We start from the raw sequence: 24,564 nt of genomic DNA on the forward strand, positions 1-24,564 counted from the left end.
TTTAGTTTCCTAATAGATAATTTACAAAAGCAACAGCGACATTTTTATCGATAATGGCTTTTTGATGCTCTAATTCGTATTTTAATAACTGACGTTCAATCCGCAATACTTCTTCAAAATCTGTTGAATTTGTGGAGTAGGAAGTGATTAAAATATCTAACACTTTTTTAGCTATTTCGGCTTGTTTTTGGTTTAAATGAATACGTCTGTTTCCATCACTAAAATCTTTATAAGTATTTTGGTAAATGGTGCTTAAGGTGTTTTCTTGGTCTTCTTTTCTAGCAGTTTCAGCTTCCTGCATATATTGTGCTTCTGCAATCATCGCTTTGTATTTTTTGCGATACAGCGGAATAGAAACTCCAATTTGAGGAAACATCATTGCATCATTTCCATTATTTGGATCAACAGACATTGGGTTTTCTCCAACTATAACATAGTTGAAGCCGACAGTGAATTTTGGAAGTCCTTCTTTTTTTGCGGCAGTTTCTTGATTTAAAAATGCCGTAAGTTTATGATCGATACTTTTTAGGTGATGGTTTGAAGCGTAAATTGAATCGAGCATTGTCAGTTCATTTAACGGAATTTCATCTTGCCATAAAAGCTCAGGAACTACTATTTCATCAAATTCATTTCTGTTGAGTAAATTGTTGAAAGTAACCTGCAACACATCTTTTGAATCTAAAAACAACGCCAGTTGATTTTCCAAATCGTTGAGCTCTAATTCTACGCGCAATTCATCAACAATAGAAGCGTTTCCTGCTTCAATTTTCACTAAGGAAAGTCGTTTAAAAACTTCTAAAATTTCAATGTTTTTCTTGGTAATATCTATGGCTTTTTCAATAAAATAATAATTGTAATAAGCTGTTTTTATTTCAAAAAATATGTTTGATTTAGTATTTTCAAACACTTCATATTTGGCCTTTGCCATTTCAGAAGCCACATCTTTTTTTGCACCAAGCGAACCAAACCAAGGAAAACTTTGCGCCAAATTAAATGTTGCTTTTTGTGGTCCTAATCTTGTTTCCACAGGTTGAATAAAATACCCAAAAGCAAAAGTAGGATCGGGTAAGGCACCAACTTTTGGCACCTGTTGCATTGCTACCATATAATCGCTGAACATTGCTTTTAATTCAGGATTGTTAGTGGCTGCTATTTTCAAATAGTCGTTCAGATTTTCTTGTGCTTGTGAAATTTGCACAAACAGCAGTAAAAAGAAGGACCATAATAGTGTTATATTTTTCATCTTTTTAGTCATTTTTAAGTGCTTTTAACTGTTTTTTATTTCGTTTGTTGATTTCACCTTCACGCCAAAAACATTGTAAAATTGGCACAATAAACATTGTCATAATTTGAATGGTCATCCCTCCAAAAGTTGGTATTGCCATAGGCACCATAACATCCGCTCCTTTTCCTGTGGCTGTTAAAACAGGAAGCAACGCTATAATGGCAACTGCTGCCGTCATCATTGCAGGTCGAACTCTTTTTGAACCTGCTTCAATTACCGCAGCCCTAACTTCATCAATAGTTTGTGGATTTTTTTCTTCAAAAGTTTGATGAATATAAGTTCCCATAATTACACCATCATCGGTAGCGATTCCAAATAAGGCAATAAATCCTACCCAAACAGCAACACTTAAGTTAATAGTGTGAATTTGAAACAAGTCTCGCATATTAACACCTGCAAAATTGAAGTTTAAAAACCAAGGTTGACTGTATAGCCAAATTAAAATAAACCCACCTGCAAATGCCACAAACACTCCTGAAAAGTGAATGGTTGAAGCGATTACAGTTTTAAATTGAAGGTATAAAATGATGAAAATAATCAGCAAACTAATTGGTATTACAATTGCCAATCGTTTGGTTGCTCTTAATTGATTTTCGTAATTACCTGTAAAACGATATGTAACTCCATCGGGTAATACAAATGTTCCGGCATCTAATTTTTGTTTGATGAGTGCTTGAGCATCTTCAACCACATTGGTTTCAGCATAGCCATCTTTCATATCAAAAATCACATATGACGTTAAAAAAGTATCCTCACTTTTAATTATTTGTGGACCTCTTGTATAAGTGATGTCTGCTATTTCACCCAATTCAACCTGCGTGCCTGAAGGAGTTGGAATCAACAGTTTTTTAAGATCATCTGGATTGTCTCTATACTCACGTGCATAACGTACACGAACAGGAAACCGTTCACGCCCTTCAACCGTGGTTGTGAGTTGTTTGCCACCAATGGCAACACCCAAGGTTGATTGCATATCTTTTACAGACAAACCATAACGAGACATGGCTTGCCTATTTAATTTCATTTCTAAATATGGTTTTCCTACAACCCTATCTGCAAAAACAGTAGATGCTTTGATACTTGGCACTTCTTGTAGTATTTTTTCAAATTCAAAACCTACTTTTTCAATGGTTTCTAAATCTGGTCCAAATACTTTAATTCCCATAGGTGCTCGCATACCAGTAGACAACATAATAAGTCGAGTTTGAATAGGTTGTAATTTTGGAGCAGAGGTGAGTCCAGGGAATTTAGAATGTGCTACAATTTCATTCCAAATATCGTCTGGTTTTTTAATTTTCACACGCCATTGTCTGAAGTATTCACCATCTTCATCTTCAATCAATTCCTCTTTAGAAATTTTTCTAAAAGTATCTTCCCCATATTTATAAGTTGTTCCATCTGCTAAAACAAAGGCATCGTCTTTATTAACTTTAAAAGCTATTTTATGTCCACCTTCATTGATCATATACTCTGGTAAAAAATTGATGGTATTCTCGTACATAGAAGTAGGTGCAGGGTCTAATGCTGAATTTACACGCCCCCATTTACCTACAGAAGACTCAATTTCTGGAATAGACATTAAATGCCTGTTTAAACTTGCCTGTGTCTCCATATTTTCAGAGATACTTGAGTGTGGCATCGTAGTCGGCATCAACAAAAAAGAACCTTCGTTCAAGGCAGGCATAAATTCGTTGCCAATGCCTGGGAATGTTTTTTCCAAACTTTTCCAAACCGAGGTATTTTTGATGGGTTGCGGTAAAAAGCCAACTGTTTTATTAATACCCAACCAAGCAACAACTCCAAAGATTAAAACAAATATTGGCAACATTAAAAACTTCCATTTATTCACCAAACACCATTTTAAAATTGGGGTGTAAAAGTGTACAATCAACATTAAAAAACCGAGGATAACACAAAGTAGCAACGATACAAAAATAAGGTTTGTAAATGTTGAATTTGAAGCGCCTAGCGGCAACCATTCAATGGTTAAAAAATAAATAACAACCAAAGCCGCAATTACAATATTGATGATATTTGCTACTTTTTCTGAATAAGGTAATTGAATGCGGTTTTTAAATAAACTTCGTGGCGAAACAATGGTTAATAAATTATTGACTCCCACTAAAATTAAAGCAATAGCAATCACACTTCCAAAAGTTGCTAAGAAAACCACTCCAAAACCAATCAATATTGAATTGAAGATTCTACTGGTTTTCTTTTTATCTATTTTTATAGAAAATAAAATATGTGCCAATGCAGGAATAAACATAATTCCAATAATTAATGACGACATTAATGCAAATGTTTTTGTAAAAGCCAAAGGTCTAAATAGTTTCCCTTCGGAAGCTTGCATGGCAAATACAGGTAAAAAACTTACTACAGTTGTTGCTAACGCAGTCACAATAGCCCCAGCAACTTCAATAGTTGCCAAGTAAATGAGTTGTGTTAAGTTTTTGCCTTTTACACCTTCATTTTCGGGCAATTCTAAATGCCGTATGATATTTTCAGTAAAAACAATACCTACATCGACCATGACCCCAATAGCTATTGCAATACCCGAAAGTGCAACAATATTGGCATCTACATGAAAGTATTTCATTAAAATAAAGGTCATCAACACCCCAACAGGAAGCAACATGGATATTAAAACCGAAGCCCTTAAATTCAACACCAAAATAATAACCACCAGAATACTGATTAAAATCTCGTGTGATAGTGATGATTCTAAAGTACCTAACGTTTCATGAATCAACCCAGATCGGTCATAAAAAGGAACAATTGTTATTTTTGAAACTGTACCATCTGCCAAGGTTTTTGAAGGCAATCCAGGCGCTACTTCTTCGATTTTATTTTTTAGATTCTGAATTACTTCTAACGGATTTGCACCATAACGTGCAACCACAACGCCGCCTACGGCTTCAACGCCACTTTTGTCCAAACCGCCTCTGCGACCAGCAGGACCAAACTGAATTTTAGCAACATCTTTTAAGCGAACAGGTACATTTTTGCGAGCCACCACGACACTTTCTTCTAAATCAGATAGATTTTTAATATACCCCAAACCTCTCACTAGGTATTCAGTTTTATTGTATTCCAACGTACGAGCACCAATATCTAGGTTGCTATTTTTAACAGCATTCATAATCATACCAACATCAACATTGTTGGCTTTCATTGCATCAGGGTCAATTTCAATTTGGTATTCTTTTAAAAACCCACCAACAGATGCTACTTCGGCAACGCCGGTAGCAGCTGTTAAATAGTAACGAACATAAAAATCTTGAATGGTTCTCAATTCTTGAGGATCCCAACCACCAGTAGGTTTGCCTGTTTTGGCATCTCTGCCTTCCAAAGTATACCAATAAACTTGTCCGAGCGCAGTAGCATCGGGTCCCAAGGCAGGTTTAACATCTTCAGGTACAGTGCCGGGCGATAATGAATTTAATTTTTCGAGAATTCGGGTACGGCTCCAATAAAAATCCACATCATCATTAAAAATAATGTAGATACTTGACAAACCAAATATAGAATTACTTCTAATGGTTTTAACTTCAGGAATTCCCAACAAAGCAGTGGTGAGTGGGTAGGTAATTTGATCCTCAATATCTTGAGGTGATTGTCCTGCCCATTCGGTAAAAACAATTTGTTGATTTTCGCCAATATCAGGAATAGCATCAACAGGCACGGGATTTCTTTCGATTAGAGAGGTCTTCCAATCAAAAGGAGCGGTTACAATACCTCCTATAATAAAGGAAAACAGTACTATAAATGTTATTAACTTGTTTTCAAGAAAATAACGTATGATTTTATTAAGCATATGAAATTTGATTTTTATATTATTTAATATAGAATGAAGCCATTTTTTTAAATAAAAAATGACCTAAACGGAGCTATTCTATTGATTTACTAATCATTGAAAAGAAGTAAAAAAATAGACAACTATTAAATAAATAAAAATCAAATACGAAAAACACCATAAAGAACATTCAAGTCCCTATCGGCTAGTGGGGGAGAGTAGTCTTTAAAAGTATTGATTTTAGTATCAAAACCTTCAAATAAATTTAAATAAGTATAGGTAAAACTAGCTAAAAAAACTTGCTGTTCTAGGTTTAAATTGGTGTAAACAACACTCAATTCATCTTGACCTTTTACTTGTTTTATAATATCAGAACAACAATCTTTTATAAAAGTGTTACAATCGCTATTTGCAGGTGCACTTTCCATTGCCATTCCACATGATTCAGCTTTTGAAAACATAGCGAAATCTACCAAGTGATCACCACAATAGTGTTCACTAAAGCTAAATGACATTGTAGTAAAAAGCACTACAAAAGCCATTAAAATTGCTGATATTTTCTTAAAGAATTCATTCATAACTTAATGCAAAGTTAATTATTTATTTTAAAAAAATATTAAAATGTTGTTAAAGTTAACAATGAGTTATAACTTAGATATATATAATTATCAGATAACCAAACTGTTATAAATCATTTTTTTGATGGTAAATTACATTCTTTTATCTATTGCTTTTTGATCAAAACTAATGAGGTTAAACATTGCTCTTAATCTGCTTCTTACTCTGCTGCCATAACGTTTTTCAATTTCTTGTGCGTTGAGGTTAGTTGTGATGTGGGTTTTACTATGGTTGTTTGTGATTGGTTGTTGGTTGATGGCTTTCACTTCGACTTCGCTCAGTGACCGATTTTCAATAATCTGAGGATGACGCATAAAAAGGTCGTAGCGTGAGAGTAAAATTTCGCCCATTACATTGCATTCTTTGGCGTAGTGACTGCCCATTGGTTCTATTCCTAAATCGTCAAAACAGTAGTTTTTGGTGTCGTTGTATTTATCCAGGACTTCATAACCTGAGGTGTTGAAATTAAATACAATATTTCGCGTTGGTATAAGCTCGTAGTTTGTTTTGTGTGGTGCAAGATGTAATAATAACTTCATTAGGGAAGTTTTACCGCATCCTACGGGTCCGGATAGTAATAATCCTTTGTTGGTGTCAATTCCCATTTGTGCGCAGCTGTAATGGTCTTGAATGAAGTAACAACAGAGTTTGAAAATAAGGGGTTCGTCTTCTTTGTAGATTCTGAAGTTTTTCCCAAAAAGCATATGTCCTTTGATGTTGAGGTAGGTTTTTATTTTTTCGAAATCGTAGTGAACGGTGTTGTCGATAATTTCTCCTATTTGGAATTTTGAGGTTCCTTCGGTTTTGATGTGAGGTGTTGGGTTCATAGTGGTTAATTTTTTTCTGTTGTTCTTTTTTTTGGCTTGCACTTTCTTTTTCCATTGATGAAAAAGAAACAAAAAATCTAGGCTTACGAACCTATCTCTAAATTTTTCAATCACTTTCTAAATTTTAGGAACTCGCTGTGCTCAAACAGCCTAAAATTTTACGAAAGCTCTTTTCAAATTTCACGAGCTATGTTCGATATGCCGTTTTGATTTACAATGGTTCATCGTAATTTTTGTTTTGGTTGACGTGGAGGTTGTCTTGAAAATGGTCAAGTAGTAAATCGTTTTCATTTGTTTTTGATTTTTTTCTTGATTTTTTAGAAATTTTAAAATCGGTTGTTTTTAGCATCCAACTTTCTGCAGCAGCTTGCCAATTTTCAATTGGATTGTTGCCTTTTTTCCATCCGATAGATTCGTAGTAATTGAAGAATTTTTCGGATTCATTTTCGGGCCAATTCTTTTTTTTAAAAAAATTAAAAATCTCTTTTATAGAGAGAGGTTTATTATTGTTTATATTATGTTTATTCATGTTTATATTAGATACCAGTGCTTGTCCATTAATGGTAGAGTCTAAATACAAGGCTTGCTTATCGCTTGTACTGAAATTAAACAACTTCACTTTACTGCCTTTGTATGGATTGTGGGATGGACTATAAAGGATATATTTCCAATGACTTAGCTCTTTTATGCAACGGTGATATGTTGTATTTGAACCGATTTTAGAAAACTTCATGATTTCTTCGCGATTGATATAAAATTCATTTGGAAAACGATTGTAGTTCCAAAACTGAAATAAAGCTAAATACAAGCTTATATGTGTTGGATTTAAGCGATTGTCTTTTGAAAATTGAATATAAACTCCGTTGAGGTGTTTGATGTAGTTCATAGGGTAAAAATTAAAGTTTAATATTTGCACTTCGATCCTTCGATAAACTCAGGACAGGCTGAGCTCAGTGTGACATTTAAGGAAAAGTGGAATAATTAAAATTTGTTATGAATACTATTTTCTTTTATAACTTTGTTTATTTCGTCAGCTTCATAAATGATAACTCCACCAATTTTTGTATAGGGTAATGTTCCATTAATTCTTAAAGTTTGAAGTGTTCCTGGACTTATTTTTAGAAGTTTTCTTACTTCAGAAGATTTGAGGTATTTTTTTGTATCAACTGAGGTTTTTATTTTTAATAGGTTTTTAATTTCATACAATAGTTCAATTTTGAATTCTCTTAAATCATCTGTTGTTAAAATTTGTGCTGGCATTTTTCAATTGTTTTAGAATTAATAATTTGTTTATAGCGATTTGACTTTCGTGCTACAAAACTCAAATGTTTTAATAAGAAAAAATAGTAGTTTTTTAAAAACTCCTAAAAATTAAATCAATTAAAAGTTGTAAAGTGCAGATTGTGAGCGTATTGTTAGGGTAATTTTTTTTGAAAATATATTTAAGATTGATTTTATTATATAATAACTTTTAAAAAGGCATCAAAAAGGGGTAAAAAAGGGGTGAAAAGCGGACTTTTTTGTGTGTAAAACGACATTTTAGGAGTAACTTTTACTCCTAAAAGCTCCTAAAAATATAGCTTGTAAGTTACTGTTATTGTGTTTGTTATAATTTTTTCCAATATTTCCTCAAATCGTTTAACAGTGATTTTTTCAATTTATCTAAAAATTTTGTGTGGTTTGTTTTTCTAGCACTTATTTGGTCAAGAATCTTATAGATATTTCCAGGGTCTATACCAAAGTGGTTTATACATAATTCTTTAAGTTGTTTTGTCGATAAATTACCATTGTCAATAGATTTACAAGCATTTAAACTACGTAATAATTCAATTAATTCTGTAGGTGTACCCGTCCAAGGTATTTTAGTGCTGTAAGTATTTTGAACTTCTTGAATTGAGGGTTTAGCGTTTTTATCTTTTAATAATTCTAATTCGTTGGTATAATATTGTGTTAGTAGGTCATTTGCAACAATTTCTGAAGCAAGATGATCTCTGGTAGTACGAAATTCAGGGTCTTCAAAAATTGTAGAATTGTCAATATATAATTCGAATTGATCTATACCTCTTAAAAAATAAGTTTTATCATTTTTGGTTTCATTAAGTTTATAATAATTTACAAAATTAATGTACTTGCAATTTTCTAGTCTAATATAGCTTAATTGTAAATCTACATATTTGCGTTGTTTTGATTTGCTACCAGCAGGTTTTTCTATAAGGTACGCATTTAAAGCAAGGTAGAACCTGAGCCTTCCTTTGATGTATGGCTTTTGCTTTTTAAAAAAGTAAATTTCCTCTTTAGGAGATTGAAAACCATTTAATTTTACTTCTTGACGAAGTTCATTTAAGCAGTTTTCATTGAGTTTAATTTTTAGATTTAAACTGATTAATTGATTGTGATTTGATTTATCAATTTCAATAATTGACGCATCTAATTTTGAGATGATTGAGGCAATTTTTGGCATTGTGGGGTTTTTAAATCTTTTTCTTGTTTTAAAATTAATAAAACCCCTTTAATGAATTGATATAAAGTTAATCAAATAACATCATTTAACATATTGTTAATTAATTCACAGCTTTTTTTTCATTGTTTTCATTTGATTTATTGTTATTTAAGATAGCTCGAAGAGCATTCATATCATCACTTACTTTTCTTTCAATTACACGAGCATAAATTTGAGTGGTTGCAATTTTTGTATGTCCTAACATTTTTGAAACTGTTTCAATGGGAACTCCATTGGTTAGGGTTACGGTAGTGGCAAAAGTATGACGTGCCATATGGAATGTTAGGTTTTTGGTGATGCCTGCTGCCTCAGCAATTTCTTTTAAGTATAAATTCAACTTTTCATTGGTAATTACTGGAAAAAGTGTTCCTGATACTTCTGTCATCGGATGGTTTTCATATTTTATTAGTAGGTCCAATGATTTTTCTAATAAGGGAACTTTGACAGGTGTTTTTGTTTTGTGTCTTTTTGTGATAATCCATTTATTTCCATCAATTCCTATGTGTACATTGTCTTTTGATAATTCCATAATATCAATGTAGCTGATTCCGGTATAGCAACTGAATACAAATAAATCACGTACTCTTTCCAAGCGCTCAATAGGGAAGTGGTAGGTTTCTAAATTGGATAGTTCATTTTGAGAAAGAAATTCTCGTTGAGTTTTTTCGAAGGTTGGTTTCCATCTTATGAATGGGTCTTTAGGTAGCCATTCTAAATGGTAGGCGAGGGTCACCATTTTTCTAAAACGTTGAATGTGTTTCATTACGGTATTTTGTCCCATTGCTTTAGGGTGGCCATTAGGCCAATAATTATGAAGATAATTTTCAAAGTCACAAATAAATTTATAGTCTAACTGATTTAAGTAAATATCTGTAGTTTTTCTTTTATGCTCTAAAAATTTTGTAACATAGTTTTCAGTGATTTCAAAGTTTCTGACAGTACCAGGAGCTAAAGTGTTTTTAATTTTATTAGAATGGTAATCTATTAAATTTAGAAGTGTTTTGTGGTTTTCTCCTTCGCCTAAAAAGGTTGATTTAATTAGTTGTGCTGTAATTAATTTTTTTTGATTAAATAAATCTAAATGAATATTTTGCAGTTTAGCTTTTATTTGCTCAATAAATTGGTTTTGTTTTCTTGCTTTTTCACTATTACCCTTTAATCGAGATTTAGATTTATCCCAGTGGTCAATGTTAATTTTACGCTTTAAGCTAATATTTGCTCGTTTCTGATTAACAGTAATTCTTGCAAATAATTCAGCTTCATTGTTTTTAGCACGCGAAGCATTAATCCAAATAAGGATTGAAAAAGTGTTTTGTGTTTTCATAGTTGTCGTCTTTTTAAGTTAAACTTTGTTTAAGACGAAAGTCAAATCAACTATGGTTTTTGGTCATTTGGTCAACAATGTTGACCGCGCAATTTTTTGTTGACCGATTTGTTGACCAAATATATGAAATTAAATCAATTATAATGACAGTCTCAAAAATAAAAATCCTTGTAAAACATAGGATTTACAAGGATTTGGTTTTATTTGATTGTTAATCTAGTGACCTCGACAAGATTCAAACTTGTAACCTTCTGAGCCGTAATCAGATGCGCTATTCAGTTGCGCCACGAGGCCGTTTTAACGGGTGCAAATATAATACTTTTTTACAATCTACAAACTATTTTTTGTAACAAAATATCGCCAACCTATAATTGCAAGCTGCCATTTTTTTGCTTTTGCCATATCTAGACCGCTTTTTGTAAAGCTTGGACAAACAAATTTGTTAACTTTTGCTAATATTTTATAGAATTTTTTTTTCATATTTTAAAGATAATAAGTATCGAAAGTGTGTTTTTATTGTGTTTAAAATCAAAACATTAGTAATTTTTTGTTAAGAAAAAACCCATTAAAGTTACTAATTTAATACAATAATACTTCTTTTTTTACAAAATATAACTTAAAGATGTTTTAATAAAAATGATGAATAAAAAACCAATTTCTTTTTATTTTTTTAACAATTATTTAGACGAATTTATTTCAAGTATATTTGTTAAATTTTTTTTATGAATTTATTATTTGTTATTTCAGGTTTATTACTATTGGTTTTAGGTGGTAATTGGTTATTAAAAGCAGCTGTTGGATTTTCACTTAGATTAAATATTCCTAAAATTGTAATTGGAATGACAGTTGTTTCTTTTGCAACTTCTTTGCCAGAATTAATTGTAAGTGTTAATTCAGCCTTAGAAGGGCACCCAGATCTTGCCTTAGGTAATGTAATAGGGTCTAATATTGCAAATTTAGGGTTGGTATTGGCGGTAACAATTTTAATCTCAACGATAAGTGTCGAGAAAAGTTTTTATAAAATTGATTGGCCTGTAATGATGATTGCTTCAATTTTATTGTATTTTTTTATTGCTTTTGATGGTGTGTTGCAGCGATATGAAGGCGTTATTTTGTTTTCTTTTTTAATTATCTTTTTAATTTATTTGTTAAAATATCAAACAAGTGCTGTTGTAGATGAATTACCTGAAGATGATGTTGAATTGCCTTTGTATAAAGGTTTGATTTTTTTATTAATGGGCGGTGTTGCGCTTTGGGGAGGCTCAGAATTACTTATAAATGGTGCAGTTGGTATTGCGACCAAATACAATGTAAGTGAGCGTATTATAGGTATTACTATAGTTTCAATAGGTACAAGTATACCTGAGTTGGCGGCATCTGTAATTGCGGTAATAAAAAAGGAGAAAGCCATTTCATTGGGAAACCTAATTGGTTCTAATGTGTTTAATATTTTAGCCGTTTTGGGTATTACTTCTATAATTATGCCAATAAAAGTAGTAGATCAAGGTTTGTTAACAAATGATTTGTTGTGGATGCTGGGTTTTGCCATTATTGTTTTGCCATTAAATTTTATACCAGTTATGATGAAATTGAGCTGGAAAGAAGGTTTAATTTTAGCTTCATTATATATTTTATTTATAATAAATATGCTGAGTTAATTACATAAAAAAAACACTGCCGTATAAGCAGTGTTTTTTAATTTATATAAAAGCTGTAAATTATATTTTAGCTGTTTTAACAGTTTTAATAATTCTTGCAGCAATTTTGTAAGGATCACCGTTAGAAGCTGGTCTACGATCTTCTAACCAACCTTTCCATCCTTTTTGAACAGTAATAATTGGAATTCTAATTGAAGCTCCTCTATCTGAAATTCCGTAAGAGAAATCGTGAATAGAAGCAGTTTCATGTTTACCAGTTAAACGTTGATCGTTAAATGCACCATAAACAGCAATATGCTCAGCAGTAACAGGACGGAATGCTTCACAAATAGCTTCGTAAGTTTCTTTAGAACCACAAGTTCTTAATGTAGTATTTGAGAAGTTTGCATGCATACCAGAACCATTCCAGTCAGTATCACCAAGTGGTTTTGGGTGGTATTCAATATAGTAACCGTGTTTTTCAGTCAATCTATCTAATAAATATCTAGCAATCCAGATTTCATCACCAGCTTTTTTAGCTCCTTTAGCAAATAATTGGAATTCCCATTGTCCACAAGCAACTTCTTGGTTAATACCTTCAAAGTTTAAACCAGCAGCGATACAAGCATCAGCATGTTCTTCAACTAAATCACGACCATGTGTATTTAAACCACCAACTGAACAGTAGTACATACCTTGAGGTTTTGGATAACCACCTCTTGGGAAACCTAAAGGTAATTCAGTTTTAACATCCATAATAAAGTATTCTTGCTCAAATCCAAACCAGAAATCATCATTGTCATCATCAATAGTAGCTCTACCGTTAGAAACGTGTGGAGTTCCATCAGGATTCATAACTTCAGTCATTACCAAATATCCATTAATTCTTTCTGGATCAGGATAAATTGCAACTGGTTTTAAAACACAGTCAGAAGATCCACCTTCAGCTTGTTTTGTTGATGAACCATCAAAAGACCATAATCCAATTTCTTCAAGTGTACCTTGGAAATTTTCGTGCTCTTCTACTTTTGTTTTACTTCTTAAGTTTTGGGTTGGTAAATAACCATCTAACCAAATATACTCTAATTTAATTTTAGCCATATTGTTTAAAATTTTAATAAAAAATAATCATTGTCTCGCAAAAATAATTATTTAAGGCTTATTACCCTCATTTTTGGGGTATAAAATTTATAATGTATGTTATTTTTATAAATACCCTATTTTTTTTAGGGGTAATTACAAAAAAGTGAAATAAAAAACCTAATATATTGAAAATTGTATTTTAAAAATCTTGTATCTTCGTATCCTAATAAATATTTATGTACTATGTCGAGTTTACGTTTTAAAGCTATGGAGCTTGTTCAAAGCAGAAAACCAGTTGAAATTTTGGAGTTAAATAGGCGTTCAGAGTTGTTTGGTAAAAATGTGTTTAATGAAATAGCAATGCGTCAATATTTAACAAAAGAGGCATTTGAAGGCGTTATGAGTGCTATTGAGCTTGGTAAAAAAATTGATCGTAAAATTGCAAATCAGGTTTCTTCTTCTATGAAAGAATGGGCTTTGGCTAAGGGTGTTACACATTATACCCATTGGTTTCAGCCTTTAACTGGAGCAACTGCTGAAAAGCATGATGCTTTTTTTGAAACTATTGGGTCTAGTATGGCTATAGAAAAATTTGAAGGAAGTCAATTGGTTCAGCAAGAACCTGATGCCTCAAGTTTTCCTAATGGCGGAATTAGAAATACTTTTGAAGCTCGTGGTTATACTGCTTGGGATCCAACTTCGCCCGCATTTATTTATGGTACAACTTTATGTATTCCAACTATTTTTGTTTCATATACCGGCGAAGCACTAGATTATAAAACACCTTTATTAAGAGCTTTACACGCAGTTGATGCTGCTGCTACAGATGTTTGTAAATATTTCGATAAAAATGTAAAAAAGGTAACATCTTCATTGGGGTGGGAGCAAGAGTATTTTTTAATTGATAAAGCTTTAGCAGCTAGTAGACCAGATATCAATTTAACAGGTAGAACTTTGTTAGGTCATTCTTCAGCAAAAGGCCAACAATTAGATGATCACTATTTTGGATCTATTCCAACCAGAGCGCTAAATTTTATGCGAGATTTGGAAACAGAATGTATGCTGGTGGGGATTCCTGTAAAAACACGTCATAATGAAGTGGCTCCAAATCAGTTTGAATTGGCACCAATTTATGAAGAAGCTAATTTGGCTGTTGATCACAATTCATTATTAATGGATATGATGGGACGTGTTGCTTCGCGTCATGATTTTAAAGTGTTGTTTCACGAAAAACCGTTTGAAGGAGTTAATGGTTCAGGTAAACATAACAATTGGTCTTTATCTACAGATACAGGTGTTAATTTGCTATCGCCAGGTAAAACTCCAATGAGTAATCTTCAATTTTTAACATTTTTTATCAATACCATTCAGGCTGTTTATAAATACGAAGATTTGTTAAGAGCATCAATAGCTTCAGCAAGTAACGATCATAGACTTGGTGCAAACGAGGCTCCACCTGCAATAATTTCGGTATTTATTGGAGAGCAATTAACCAATGTTTTAGAAGAATTAGAAGGTGTAACAAAGGGTAAATTATCTCCTGAAGAAAAAACGGATTTAAAGCTAAATGTTGTAGGTAAAATTCCTGATGTTTTACGTGATAATACCGATAGAAACAGAACTTCATCTTTTGCTTTTACAGGTAATAAATTTGAATTTAGAGCTGTAGGTTCAACAGCAAATTGTGCCAGTCCAATGACAGTTTTAAATACAATTGTGGCAAAACAATTGAAAGATTTTAAAAGTGAAGTTGATAAATTGATAGATGAAAAAGGACTTAAAAAGGATGAAGCAGTTTTTAATACTTTAAGAGAATACATCAAATCTTCTCGAAATATTTTATTTGAAGGCAATGGTTATAGTGAGGCTTGGGAAAAAGAAGCAAAAAAGCGTGGTTTAAGCAATAATAAAACCACACCAGAAGCTTTAAAAGCAAGAGTAACCAAAAAAGCAATTGATTTGTTTGAAGAAATGAATGTAATGAGTAAAATAGAAACAGAAGCTCGTTATGAAATTGAAATTGAGGAGTATACTTTGCGAATCCAAATTGAATCTAGAGTTTTGGGGGATATTGCAGGTAATCATATTGTACCAACTGCTGTTCGTTACCAAAATATGTTAATTGAAAATGTAAGAGGTTTAAAAGAGATTTTTAATAATGATTTTGAAATTCACGCAAAAGAGCAAATAAAATTAATTAAAGGTATTTCAGAACATATTGAAGCAATTCATTTAAAAATAGATGAAATGATCAATGCTCGTAAAAAAGCAAACAATTTAAAAGATGTTGTGAAAAAAGCAGAAATGTATTGCTTTGAAGTAAAACCATTTTTTGAAGAAATTAGGTATCATTGCGATAAATTGGAATTGATGGTTGATGATGAAATTTGGCCTTTAACTAAATACCGAGAACTTTTATTTACACGATAATAGCTTAAAAATAGCGTTATTGAGCATATATAAAAACCGAATGAAAATTATCATTCGGTTTTTAGTTTTTTAAAGTGAAAAAGATAAATTACTTTTGCAAAACAACAAATTAAAGAAGAATGAGTTCAGAAGTCAGTAAAAGATACAGTCAAAGAGGTGTTTCGGCATCAAAAGAAGATGTGCACAATGCGATAAAAAATGTAGATAAAGGATTGTTTCCAAAGGCATTTTGCAAAATTGTACCCGATTATTTGACTGGCGATAAAGATTACTGCCTTATTATGCACGCTGATGGTGCAGGAACAAAATCGTCTTTAGCATATATGTACTGGAAAGAAACTGGAGATGTTTCTGTATGGAAAGGAATTGCTCAAGATGCTTTAATAATGAATATAGACGATTTGTTGTGTATTGGTGCAACAGACAATATTATGTTGTCTTCAACAATTGGTCGTAATAAAAATGTTATTCCGGGTGAAGTTATTTCTGAAATTATAAATGGTACAGAAGAATTGTTACAAGACTTAAAAAGTTTTGGTGTTGAAATTCATTCAACTGGTGGTGAAACTGCGGATGTTGGAGATTTAGTACGTACTATAATTGTAGATTCTACGGTAACTGCCCGTATGAAACGAAGTGACGTTATTGACAATGCTAACATAAAACCGGGTGATGTTATTGTTGGTTTGGCTTCTTTTGGTCAAGCAACTTATGAGAAAGAATACAATGGCGGAATGGGTTCTAACGGATTAACATCTGCACGTCATGATGTTTTTGGAAAGTATTTAGCAACTAAATATCCTGAAAGTTTTGATGCAGCTGTACCAAGTGAATTGGTGTACTCTGGTAATACAAATTTAACAGATGCTGTTGAAAATTCGCCAATAAATGCTGGTAAATTGGTGCTTTCACCAACAAGAACTTATGCACCAATCATCAAAAAAATATTAGAAAACTACAATTCAAGTGACATTCACGGAATGGTGCATTGCAGTGGTGGAGCGCAAACCAAAATTTTACATTTTGTAGATAATGTACACATTGTAAAAGACAATATGTTTCCAATTCCACCGCTATTTAAATTAATTCAAAATCAAAGTAAAACAGATTGGAAAGAAATGTACCAGGTGTTTAACTGTGGTCACAGAATGGAATTGTATGTTTCGCCAGAAATTGCAAATGATATTATTGAAATTTCTAAAAGTTTCAATGTCGATGCGCAAATTATTGGTAGGGTAGAGGCTTCAGCAACTAAAAAGTTGACCATAAAAAGCGAATACGGACTTTTTGAATATTAGCTAAATTAAAAATGATAGGTTAAATAAATGCTTTTTAAAAGCATTTATTGTTGTGCAATATTTTATCAAGAAATTATTGTAATTTTGCAATCCAATAAAAAAAGAAGATGTTAGACAAGTTAAGAATTATAAAACAACGATTTGATGAGGTTTCTGATTTAATTATCCAACCAGATATTATATCAGATCAAAAGCGCTACATCAAAATCAATAAAGAGTACAAAGATTTAACTGCTGTGATGAAAATTGGCGATGAGTATACAGCTTTGTTAAATAATATTGAAGAAGCTAAAGAAATTATTGCTGATGGTTCTGATGAAGAAATGACAGAAATGGCAAAAATTGAATTAGAAGAAGCTACTGTTCGTTTGCCGCAATTGGAAGAGAAAATTAAATTTATGCTTATTCCTAAAGATCCAGAAGATGCTAAAAACGTAATTGTTGAAATTAGAGCAGGTACTGGTGGAGATGAAGCAAGTATTTTTGCTGGAGATTTATACAGAATGTATAGCAAGTATTGTGCTGAAAAAGGTTGGCAAACTGAAGTTGAGGATATTAGTGAAGGAACTTCAGGTGGATTTAAAGAGATTATTTTTAGTGTTACTGGTACTGATGTGTATGGTGATATGAAATTTGAATCTGGAGTACACCGTGTACAACGTGTGCCGCAAACTGAAACACAAGGTCGTGTGCATACATCTGCAGCAACGGTTATGGTACTTCCAGAAGCCGAAGAATTTGATGTTGAATTAAAACCTAGTGATATACGTACAGACTTCTTTTGTTCATCTGGACCAGGTGGTCAATCTGTAAATACAACTTATTCAGCAGTGCGTTTAACACATATTCCAACAGGTTTGGTTGCGCAATGTCAGGATCAAAAATCTCAACATAAAAACAAAGAGAAAGCTATGAAAGTATTGCGTTCTCGTTTGTACGAACAAGAATTAGAGAAAAAATTGGCTGCAGATTCTGCAAAAAGAAACTCTTTGGTTTCAAGTGGTGACCGTTCAGCAAAAATTAGAACTTATAATTATCCGCAAGGTCGTGTTACAGAACACCGAATTGGTTTAACGTTATATGATTTATCAAACGTAATTAATGGTGATATTCATAGAATTGTTGAAGGATTGAAAGTTGCAGAAAATACTGAGAAATTAAAAGAATTAGGTGAAGTTTTTTAATTTATAATCACATAATTTAAAGCAAAAGCAAGAATGAAAATTCTTGCTTTTTTTGTTTTATAAATCAACTAATTAAGGCTTCAAATTAAAACAATCAATGTATATTTGCCGCTTTCAAAATAAAAATTTAGACCAATGATTACAGTTAACGATATTTCAGTGCAATTTGGAGGAACAACTTTATTTGATAAAGTTTCATTTGCCATTAATGAGAATGATAAAATAGCCCTAATGGGTAAAAATGGTGCTGGAAAATCTACTTTGTTAAAAATAATTGCAGGTGCAAGTAAACCTTCATCAGGAAATATTTCTGCTCCAAAAGATGCTAAAATTGCGTATTTACCACAGCATTTGTTAACAAAAGACAATGCAACTGTTTTTGAAGAAACTTCAAAAGCATTTGCTGAAATTTCAAAAATGAAAACTGAAATTGATCAAATTAACGAAGAACTTACGGTAAGAACAGATTATGAAAGTGATGAGTACATGAAATTAATTGAACGTGTTTCTGAATTAAGTGAAAAATATTACGCTGTTGAAGAGGTAAATTATGAAGCTGAGGTTGAAAAAGCATTGAAAGGTCTTGGTTTTGAACGTGAAGATTTTAACAGACCAACTTCCGAATTTTCTGGAGGATGGCGAATGAGAATCGAGTTGGCAAAAATATTGTTGCAAAATCCGGATTTGATTTTACTTGATGAGCCTACCAACCACATTGATATTGAAAGTGTATTGTGGCTCGAAGATTTTTTAATCAATTCGGCAAAAGCGGTGATTGTAATTTCGCATGACAGGGCTTTTGTAGACAATATTACCAATAGAACTATTGAGGTTACTATGGGTAGAATTTACGATTACAAGGCTACGTATTCTCATTATTTAGAATTGCGTAAAGATAGAAGAGTGCATCAGCAAAAAGCGTATGATGAGCAACAAAAAATGATTGCTGAAAATATGGAGTTTATAGAACGTTTTAAAGGAACTTATTCTAAAACCAATCAGGTACAATCTCGTGTGCGTATGCTCGAAAAATTACAGTTGGTTGAGGTTGATGAAATAGATACATCGGCTTTAAAATTAAAATTCCCACCTGCACCTCGAAGTGGGCAATATCCAATAGTTGTAAATGAATTGTCTAAAAATTATGACGATCATATCGTTTTTAACAATGCCAATTTGGTAATTGAACGTGGTCAAAAAGTAGCTTTTGTAGGTAAAAATGGTGAAGGAAAATCGACCATGATTAAAGCCATTATGGGTGAAATTGATTTTGAAGGTAAATTAGAAATTGGTCACAATGTGAAAATTGGATATTTTGCTCAAAATCAAGCTGCTTTATTAGATGAAGATATTTCAGTTTTTGATACAATTGATCAAATAGCTGTTGGTGATGTAAGAACAAAAATTAAGAACTTGTTAGGTGCATTTATGTTTAGTGGCGACGATATTACTAAAAAGGTAAAGGTACTTTCTGGTGGTGAAAAAACGCGTTTAGCTATGATTAAACTATTGTTAGAACCTGTAAATGTTTTAATTTTAGATGAGCCTACAAACCATTTAGATATGAAAACCAAAGACATTATTAAAGATGCTTTAAAAGACTTTGATGGCACTTTGATATTGGTATCTCACGATCGTGATTTTTTAGATGGTTTGGCTTCAAAAGTATTTGAATTTGGAAACAAACGTGTAAAAGAACATTTTGAAGATATTACCAGTTTTATGGCAAACAAGAAAATGGAAAGTATGCGTGAAATTGAAAAATAGAATTGATAATATTAAATAGCCTTTTCTTCCTTATTTGCTTTAATTGATGCAATAATTCCTGCAGCTAAAGAAACAGCTATCACTAACAATGATATCCATTCTGCAAATTTAATATGATGAGCTAAGATCAATTTTATACCTACAAAGGTCAAAATAGCGATTAAGCTGTATTTTAAATAATCGAATTTTGCCAACATATTGGATAAGAAAAAGTACATAGATCTTAATCCTAGTATGGCAAAAATATTTGAAGTAAACACCAAAAACGGATCTGATGTAATTGCTAAAATTGCGGGAATACTATCCAAGGCAAAAAGGATATCAGTAAATTCAATAATAATAAGTGCTATAAATAGTGGTGTTGCCGCATTGATATGTTTCATTTTAACAAAAAAATGCTCACCATTCATATGACTAGTAATTGGTACGAATTTTCTAATTTGTCTGTATACAAATGATTTTTTAGGTTGAAATTCTTCATCTTTAGAGACTAGCATTTTAAATGCAGTGAATATTAAAAATGCTCCAAAAATGTAAGTTGTAAAGCTAAATTTATTAATTAAAATCACTCCAAAAAATATCATCAGTGCTCTAAAAATAATGGCACCTAATATTCCCCAAAATAAAACGCGATGTTGGTATTTTAAAGGTATTTTAAATGAAGTAAAAATAACGGCTATAACAAATATGTTATCTACACTTAATGAAAGTTCAATTAAATATCCTGTTATGTATTTTATGGTTGCATTGTTAGGTGTTAAATTGTCGGCATTAGCAATCAAGCCAGAACCATATAACCAGTAAATTACACCTGAAAAAAGGAATGAGATTGTTACCCAAATAGCTGTCCATTTTGTTGCTTCTTTTGTTGAAATAATATGTGGAGTTCTATTAAAAACGCCTAAATCTAGTGCTAAAAATATTAAAATAACAGCAATAAATGTTCCCCAAACTAGCATACAATAATAATTTAATTTTGGGTAAATATATGTAAAAAATAAGGAATTATATTTGGAATTAAAGCCCAATTAAAAATGAAAAAACCCAATCAAATGATTGGGTTTTTTTATATAAGCAAGAAATTAAAAATCTATTTTACTTGATCTACAACGGCCTTAAAAGCTTCTGGGTTGTTCATAGCTAAATCGGCAAGAACCTTACGGTTCAATTCAATATTGTTAGCTTTAATTTTTCCCATAAACTGTGAGTAAGACAATCCATATTGACGAGCTCCAGCGTTGATACGTTGAATCCATAATCCACGGAAAGTTCTTTTTTTGTTTTTACGGTCTCTATAAGAATAAACCATTCCTTTTTCAACCGCATTTTTTGCTACTGTGTAAACGTTTTTTCTACGTCCAAAGTAACCTTTTGCTTGCTTCAATATCTTTTTTCTACGAGCTCTTGAAGCAACTGAATTTACTGATCTTGGCATAATTTCATTTGTTTTTTGTAGTAGGCGATAAAATTAATTTATACTTGTTTAGCACTACTCCAAGGTTAATAATTAAATTCCCTGTAACTTTATTATCTTAAAGTTAACTGTTGTAAAATGTTAGCTTCATCTGATTTATGTACTAAACCAGCGTGTGTTAACTTTAATTTACGTTTTTTAGACTTTTTAGTCAAAATGTGACTTTTAAAAGCGTGTTTTCTTTTAATTTTTCCAGAACCAGTAAGCTTAAAACGCTTTTTAGCACTAGATTTTGTTTTCATTTTAGGCATCTTTCTTCTACTTTTTTATCTTGCTTAATATTTTTTGGAGTGCAAAAGTAAACTTAATTATCTAACATTACACTATCAAAGTCTTATTTCTTTTTTGGTGCGAAATACATAATCATTCGCTTTCCTTCTAATTTTGGTAGCTGCTCTACTTTTCCGTACTCTTCAAGTTCTGTTGCCAATCGTAATAATAAGATATGTCCTTGATCTTTATATATAATTGAACGTCCTTTAAAAAATACAAAAGCTTTTAGTTTTGCACCTTCCTGTAAAAATTTAATAGCATGTTTCTTTTTAAATTCAAAATCATGCTCATCGGTTTGCGGACCAAATCTAATTTCTTTTACAATTACTTTTGTAGCTTTGGATTTTTGAATTTTTTCCCTCTTCTTTTGCTCGTATAAGAATTTCTTATAATCGATTATCTTACAAACTGGAGGTACTGCTTTTGGAGAAATTTCTACCAAATCCAATTCTAATTCTCTAGCTAAAGATTTTGCTTTTGAAATTGGATATACTCCAACTTCAACATTATCTCCAACTAAACGTACTTCTTCAACATATCGAATATTTTCATTAATTCTATGTTGATCTTCCTTTAATACTCTTAAAGGTTTTCTTCCTCCTGAACTTCTCTTGATTGCTATGACTGTAAAATTTAAATTAAACTTAAAATTGTTCTAACGTGCTATTAATTTCTTTTTTCAATAACGAGATAAACTCGTTAGTTGTAATTGTTCCTTGATCTCCTTCTCCTTGTTTTCTTACTGAAACTGTTCCATCCAATTCTTCCTGCTCACCTACAATAATCATAAATGGAATTTTATTCATTTCCGCATCTCTGATTTTTCGACCTGTCTTTTCATTTCTATCATCTACAAGAGCGCGAATTTCGGAATTTTCTAGCAAATGTAAAACATTTTCGGCATATTTTTGATATTTCTGACTGATTGGCAGTATAATAACCTGTTCTGGTGTTAACCAAAGCGGAAATTTTCCAGCTGTATGCTCAAGTAATACGGCAATAAAACGCTCCATAGAGCCAAATGGCGCACGGTGAATCATTACCGGTCTGTGTAATTGATTGTCAGCACCTTTATAATGTAAATCAAAGCGTTCAGGTAAGTTGTAGTCAACCTGGATAGTTCCTAATTGCCAACTTCTACCCAAGGCATCCTTTACCATAAAGTCTAATTTTGGTCCATAAAAAGCCGCTTCACCATATTCAATTACATAGTCTAATCCTTTTTCTTTGGTGGCATTGATAATGGCATTTTCAGCTTTTTCCCAATTTTCATCACTACCAATGTATTTTTCTTTATTTTCAGGATCTCTTAATGATACCTGTGCTGTGAAATTTTCAAAACTCAACGATTTAAACACATACAATACCAAATCAATTACACTTTTAAATTCTTCGTCTAATTGGTCTGGCGTACAAAATATATGTGCATCGTCTTGTGTAAATCCTCTAACACGAGTTAATCCGTGTAATTCTCCACTTTGCTCATAACGGTAAACGGTTCCAAATTCAGCAAATCGTTTCGGTAATTCTTTGTATGAGTATGGTTTGTTGTTGTAAATTTCACAGTGATGTGGGCAGTTCATAGGTTTCAATAAAAATTCTTCACCTTCTTTTGGTGTGTGAATTGGTTGAAAGCTATCTGCTCCATACTTTTCATAATGTCCAGAAGTAACATACAATTCTTTCTGACCAATATGTGGTGTAATCACCATTTCATATCCAGCTTTTTTCTGAGCTTTCTTTAAAAATTGCTCTAATCGCTCTCTCAATGCGGCTCCTTTTGGCAACCAAAGTGGTAAACCTTGACCTACTTTGGCCGAGAAAGTAAACAACTCAAGTTCTTTACCAAGTTTTCTGTGGTCACGTTGTTTTGCTTCTTCCAACAATTCTAAATACTCTGTAAGCATTTTTTGTTTAGGATATGAAACACCGTAAATACGAGTTAACTGATTGTTTTTTTCATCACCACGCCAGTAAGCTCCGGCAGCACTCATAATTTTTACAGCTTTTATAAGTCCTGTATTTGGTATGTGTCCACCACGACATAAATCTGTAAAGTCAGAGTGGTCACAAAAAGTAATTTCACCATCAGTTAAATTTTCAATCAATTCAACTTTATATTGGTTACCTTCTTTTTTATATTTATCCAAAGCATCAGCCTTGCTTACGTCACGCATTTTAAATTCGTGCTTACCTCTGGCTAGCTCCAAAAACTTATTTTCAATTGTTTGAAAGTCTTTTTCCGAAATAACATCTTCGCCTAAATCTATGTCATAGTAAAAACCATTATCAATAGCAGGTCCAATAGTTAATTTAACTTTTGGGTAAAATGATGTTATTGCCTGGGCCAATACGTGGGCCGATGAGTGCCAAAAAGCTTTTTTACCTTCAGCGTCATTAAAAGTATACAGCGTTAAATCGCCATTTTCAAGAAGTGGTGTCGTCGTTTCTACTGTCGTATTATTGAATTTAGCCGAAATCACGTTTCTAGCAAACCCTTCACTTATACTATTAGCAACATCCATTGGAGTGCTACCGCTTTGAAATTCTCTTATCGAGCCGTCTGGTAATGTTATTTGAATCATGTTCTTTTATTAAGGTTGCAAAGATATTAGAAAACTATTAGTTGCGCAATATCTTTTTATAATCAAATAAACGACAAAAAAAGCAGTTGAATAAGGTTCTGCAAGCAGTTTAAAATGGTTGTTATAAAGTTTACTGATAATAATTTAGTGTGCGTTCCCCGAAAAGGGGCCAGGCTATCCGCTATATCTTTTTTGTAATTACGCCAAGCTTCATTACAAAAAAGGATGCCGCTGCTATCCTTAACGCGATTAAATCAATCAAAAATCGTGGGATAATACTATTATATTGTTAAAAACTAAGCGCAATAGGATCGTTTTAGTAGTAGATTGTTTATACCATATTAACATGTATAGATTGCAATTGCAGTTTGGTTCAAAAAAGGAAGTGTTAAGTAAGTAGACTTTCAAAAAATAATTTAGGTGTAAATACCACGTTTTAAGGTTTGTATAAATAAAACAAAAAATTAAATAAAAAAACATTGC

Annotated in this window: 20 protein-coding genes and 1 tRNA gene; 5 read left to right on the forward strand and 16 right to left on the reverse strand. The window is 32.1% G+C overall.

Going from position 1 to position 24,564, the window contains the following annotated elements:
• Position 1: 1 nt before the first annotated feature.
• The 10 genes from EC396_RS08840 to EC396_RS08885 form a co-directional block, all read right to left on the reverse strand.
• On the reverse strand, positions 2 to 1,243 hold the full coding sequence (locus EC396_RS08840) for a TolC family protein (RefSeq protein WP_164975232.1): 1,242 nt from the start codon (positions 1,241 to 1,243) through the stop codon (positions 2 to 4).
• A gap of 4 nt (positions 1,244 to 1,247) precedes the next feature.
• Positions 1,248 to 5,102 carry an efflux RND transporter permease subunit gene (locus EC396_RS08845; RefSeq protein ID WP_129366352.1) on the reverse strand — a complete coding sequence of 1,285 codons (3,855 nt, stop codon included), beginning with the start codon at positions 5,100 to 5,102 and terminating at the stop codon, positions 1,248 to 1,250.
• Between the two features lie 140 nt (positions 5,103 to 5,242).
• Positions 5,243 to 5,659, reverse strand: a complete 417-nt coding sequence (locus tag EC396_RS08850) for a hypothetical protein (RefSeq protein ID WP_240665672.1) — start codon at positions 5,657 to 5,659, stop codon at positions 5,243 to 5,245.
• Positions 5,660 to 5,791: 132 nt separating this feature from the next.
• Positions 5,792 to 6,640 carry an ATPase gene (locus tag EC396_RS08855; RefSeq protein ID WP_370276456.1) on the reverse strand — a complete coding sequence of 283 codons (849 nt, stop codon included), beginning with the start codon at positions 6,638 to 6,640 and terminating at the stop codon, positions 5,792 to 5,794.
• A gap of 97 nt (positions 6,641 to 6,737) precedes the next feature.
• Complete coding sequence (locus EC396_RS08860; protein ID WP_129366353.1) at positions 6,738 to 7,412, reverse strand: hypothetical protein; 675 nt, start codon at positions 7,410 to 7,412, stop codon at positions 6,738 to 6,740.
• Positions 7,413 to 7,507: 95 nt separating this feature from the next.
• A complete protein-coding gene (locus tag EC396_RS08865; protein ID WP_129366354.1) occupies positions 7,508 to 7,786 on the reverse strand; it encodes a helix-turn-helix domain-containing protein in 279 nt (92 codons plus the stop codon).
• 346 nt (positions 7,787 to 8,132) lie between these two features.
• Entirely contained in the window at positions 8,133 to 8,987 is an 855-nt protein-coding gene (locus EC396_RS08870; RefSeq protein WP_129366355.1) for an RteC domain-containing protein, read from the reverse strand.
• A gap of 100 nt (positions 8,988 to 9,087) precedes the next feature.
• The gene (locus tag EC396_RS08875; RefSeq protein ID WP_129366356.1) at positions 9,088 to 10,350 is read right to left on the reverse strand and encodes a site-specific integrase; all 1,263 of its coding nucleotides are present in this window, start codon (positions 10,348 to 10,350) and stop codon (positions 9,088 to 9,090) included.
• Positions 10,351 to 10,570: 220 nt separating this feature from the next.
• Positions 10,571 to 10,644: transfer RNA gene (locus EC396_RS08880), tRNA-Arg, on the reverse strand.
• Positions 10,645 to 10,680: 36 nt separating this feature from the next.
• Positions 10,681 to 10,830, reverse strand: coding sequence for an SsrA-binding protein (locus EC396_RS08885; protein WP_129366357.1), 150 nt, complete (start codon positions 10,828 to 10,830; stop codon positions 10,681 to 10,683).
• 242 nt (positions 10,831 to 11,072) lie between these two features.
• Here EC396_RS08885 and EC396_RS08890 point away from each other — a divergent pair, with 242 nt between their 5' ends.
• A complete protein-coding gene (locus tag EC396_RS08890; RefSeq protein WP_129366358.1) occupies positions 11,073 to 12,008 on the forward strand; it encodes a calcium/sodium antiporter in 936 nt (311 codons plus the stop codon).
• 60 nt (positions 12,009 to 12,068) lie between these two features.
• Here the strand turns inward: EC396_RS08890 and EC396_RS08895 are convergent, their stop codons facing one another.
• On the reverse strand, positions 12,069 to 13,088 hold the full coding sequence (locus tag EC396_RS08895) for a glutamine synthetase beta-grasp domain-containing protein (protein ID WP_129366359.1): 1,020 nt from the start codon (positions 13,086 to 13,088) through the stop codon (positions 12,069 to 12,071).
• A 225-nt stretch (positions 13,089 to 13,313) separates the two neighbouring features.
• Between EC396_RS08895 and EC396_RS08900 the strand changes: the two genes are divergently transcribed.
• From EC396_RS08900 to EC396_RS08915, 4 genes are all read left to right on the forward strand, one after another.
• Positions 13,314 to 15,500 (forward strand): glutamine synthetase III, encoded by a 2,187-nt coding sequence (locus tag EC396_RS08900; RefSeq protein WP_129366360.1) that lies wholly within the window; start codon positions 13,314 to 13,316, stop codon positions 15,498 to 15,500.
• Between the two features lie 119 nt (positions 15,501 to 15,619).
• On the forward strand, positions 15,620 to 16,798 hold the full coding sequence (locus EC396_RS08905) for an AIR synthase related protein (RefSeq protein WP_129366361.1): 1,179 nt from the start codon (positions 15,620 to 15,622) through the stop codon (positions 16,796 to 16,798).
• 107 nt (positions 16,799 to 16,905) lie between these two features.
• The gene (gene prfA / locus EC396_RS08910) at positions 16,906 to 17,982 is read left to right on the forward strand and encodes a peptide chain release factor 1 (RefSeq protein WP_129366362.1); all 1,077 of its coding nucleotides are present in this window, start codon (positions 16,906 to 16,908) and stop codon (positions 17,980 to 17,982) included.
• Positions 17,983 to 18,117: 135 nt separating this feature from the next.
• Positions 18,118 to 19,749 (forward strand): ABC-F family ATP-binding cassette domain-containing protein, encoded by a 1,632-nt coding sequence (locus EC396_RS08915; protein WP_129366363.1) that lies wholly within the window; start codon positions 18,118 to 18,120, stop codon positions 19,747 to 19,749.
• A gap of 11 nt (positions 19,750 to 19,760) precedes the next feature.
• On the opposite strand, the gene EC396_RS08920 is transcribed toward EC396_RS08915, so the two are convergent.
• The 5 genes from EC396_RS08920 to thrS form a co-directional block, all read right to left on the reverse strand.
• The gene (locus EC396_RS08920; protein ID WP_129366364.1) at positions 19,761 to 20,708 is read right to left on the reverse strand and encodes a TerC family protein; all 948 of its coding nucleotides are present in this window, start codon (positions 20,706 to 20,708) and stop codon (positions 19,761 to 19,763) included.
• 131 nt (positions 20,709 to 20,839) lie between these two features.
• Positions 20,840 to 21,184: a 50S ribosomal protein L20 gene (rplT, locus tag EC396_RS08925; protein WP_129366365.1), complete on the reverse strand. Its 345-nt coding sequence runs from the start codon at positions 21,182 to 21,184 to the stop codon at positions 20,840 to 20,842.
• A 92-nt stretch (positions 21,185 to 21,276) separates the two neighbouring features.
• Positions 21,277 to 21,474: a 50S ribosomal protein L35 gene (rpmI, locus tag EC396_RS08930; protein WP_129366366.1), complete on the reverse strand. Its 198-nt coding sequence runs from the start codon at positions 21,472 to 21,474 to the stop codon at positions 21,277 to 21,279.
• An 83-nt stretch (positions 21,475 to 21,557) separates the two neighbouring features.
• Positions 21,558 to 22,112: a translation initiation factor IF-3 gene (gene infC, locus EC396_RS08935; protein WP_255421337.1), complete on the reverse strand. Its 555-nt coding sequence runs from the start codon at positions 22,110 to 22,112 to the stop codon at positions 21,558 to 21,560.
• 28 nt (positions 22,113 to 22,140) lie between these two features.
• Positions 22,141 to 24,081: a threonine--tRNA ligase gene (gene thrS / locus EC396_RS08940; protein WP_129366368.1), complete on the reverse strand. Its 1,941-nt coding sequence runs from the start codon at positions 24,079 to 24,081 to the stop codon at positions 22,141 to 22,143.
• Positions 24,082 to 24,564: the final 483 nt, after the last annotated feature.

The sequence above is a fragment of the Lutibacter sp. HS1-25 genome, from assembly GCF_004121075.1.
Classification (GTDB): Bacteria; Bacteroidota; Bacteroidia; order Flavobacteriales; family Flavobacteriaceae; genus Lutibacter.

Excerpts from the sequence above, each read along its gene's own strand:
- EC396_RS08905 (WP_129366361.1), top strand. The coding sequence starts at position 15,620 with ATGAGTTCAGAAGTCAGTAAAAGATACAGTCAAAGAGGTGTTTCGGCA.
- prfA (WP_129366362.1), top strand. The coding sequence starts at position 16,906 with ATGTTAGACAAGTTAAGAATTATAAAACAACGATTTGATGAGGTTTCT.
- EC396_RS08865 (WP_129366354.1), bottom strand. The coding sequence starts at position 7,786 with ATGCCAGCACAAATTTTAACAACAGATGATTTAAGAGAATTCAAAATT.
- EC396_RS08875 (WP_129366356.1), bottom strand. The coding sequence starts at position 10,350 with ATGAAAACACAAAACACTTTTTCAATCCTTATTTGGATTAATGCTTCG.
- EC396_RS08845 (WP_129366352.1), bottom strand. The coding sequence starts at position 5,102 with ATGCTTAATAAAATCATACGTTATTTTCTTGAAAACAAGTTAATAACA.
- EC396_RS08920 (WP_129366364.1), bottom strand. The coding sequence starts at position 20,708 with ATGCTAGTTTGGGGAACATTTATTGCTGTTATTTTAATATTTTTAGCA.
- EC396_RS08850 (WP_240665672.1), bottom strand. The coding sequence starts at position 5,659 with ATGAATGAATTCTTTAAGAAAATATCAGCAATTTTAATGGCTTTTGTA.
- EC396_RS08890 (WP_129366358.1), top strand. The coding sequence starts at position 11,073 with ATGAATTTATTATTTGTTATTTCAGGTTTATTACTATTGGTTTTAGGT.
- EC396_RS08895 (WP_129366359.1), bottom strand. The coding sequence starts at position 13,088 with ATGGCTAAAATTAAATTAGAGTATATTTGGTTAGATGGTTATTTACCA.
- EC396_RS08915 (WP_129366363.1), top strand. The coding sequence starts at position 18,118 with ATGATTACAGTTAACGATATTTCAGTGCAATTTGGAGGAACAACTTTA.
- EC396_RS08885 (WP_129366357.1), bottom strand. The coding sequence starts at position 10,830 with ATGAAAAAAAAATTCTATAAAATATTAGCAAAAGTTAACAAATTTGTT.
- thrS (WP_129366368.1), bottom strand. The coding sequence starts at position 24,081 with ATGATTCAAATAACATTACCAGACGGCTCGATAAGAGAATTTCAAAGC.
- rpmI (WP_129366366.1), bottom strand. The coding sequence starts at position 21,474 with ATGCCTAAAATGAAAACAAAATCTAGTGCTAAAAAGCGTTTTAAGCTT.
- rplT (WP_129366365.1), bottom strand. The coding sequence starts at position 21,184 with ATGCCAAGATCAGTAAATTCAGTTGCTTCAAGAGCTCGTAGAAAAAAG.
- EC396_RS08870 (WP_129366355.1), bottom strand. The coding sequence starts at position 8,987 with ATGCCAAAAATTGCCTCAATCATCTCAAAATTAGATGCGTCAATTATT.
- EC396_RS08900 (WP_129366360.1), top strand. The coding sequence starts at position 13,314 with ATGTCGAGTTTACGTTTTAAAGCTATGGAGCTTGTTCAAAGCAGAAAA.
- EC396_RS08860 (WP_129366353.1), bottom strand. The coding sequence starts at position 7,412 with ATGAACTACATCAAACACCTCAACGGAGTTTATATTCAATTTTCAAAA.
- EC396_RS08840 (WP_164975232.1), bottom strand. The coding sequence starts at position 1,243 with ATGAAAAATATAACACTATTATGGTCCTTCTTTTTACTGCTGTTTGTG.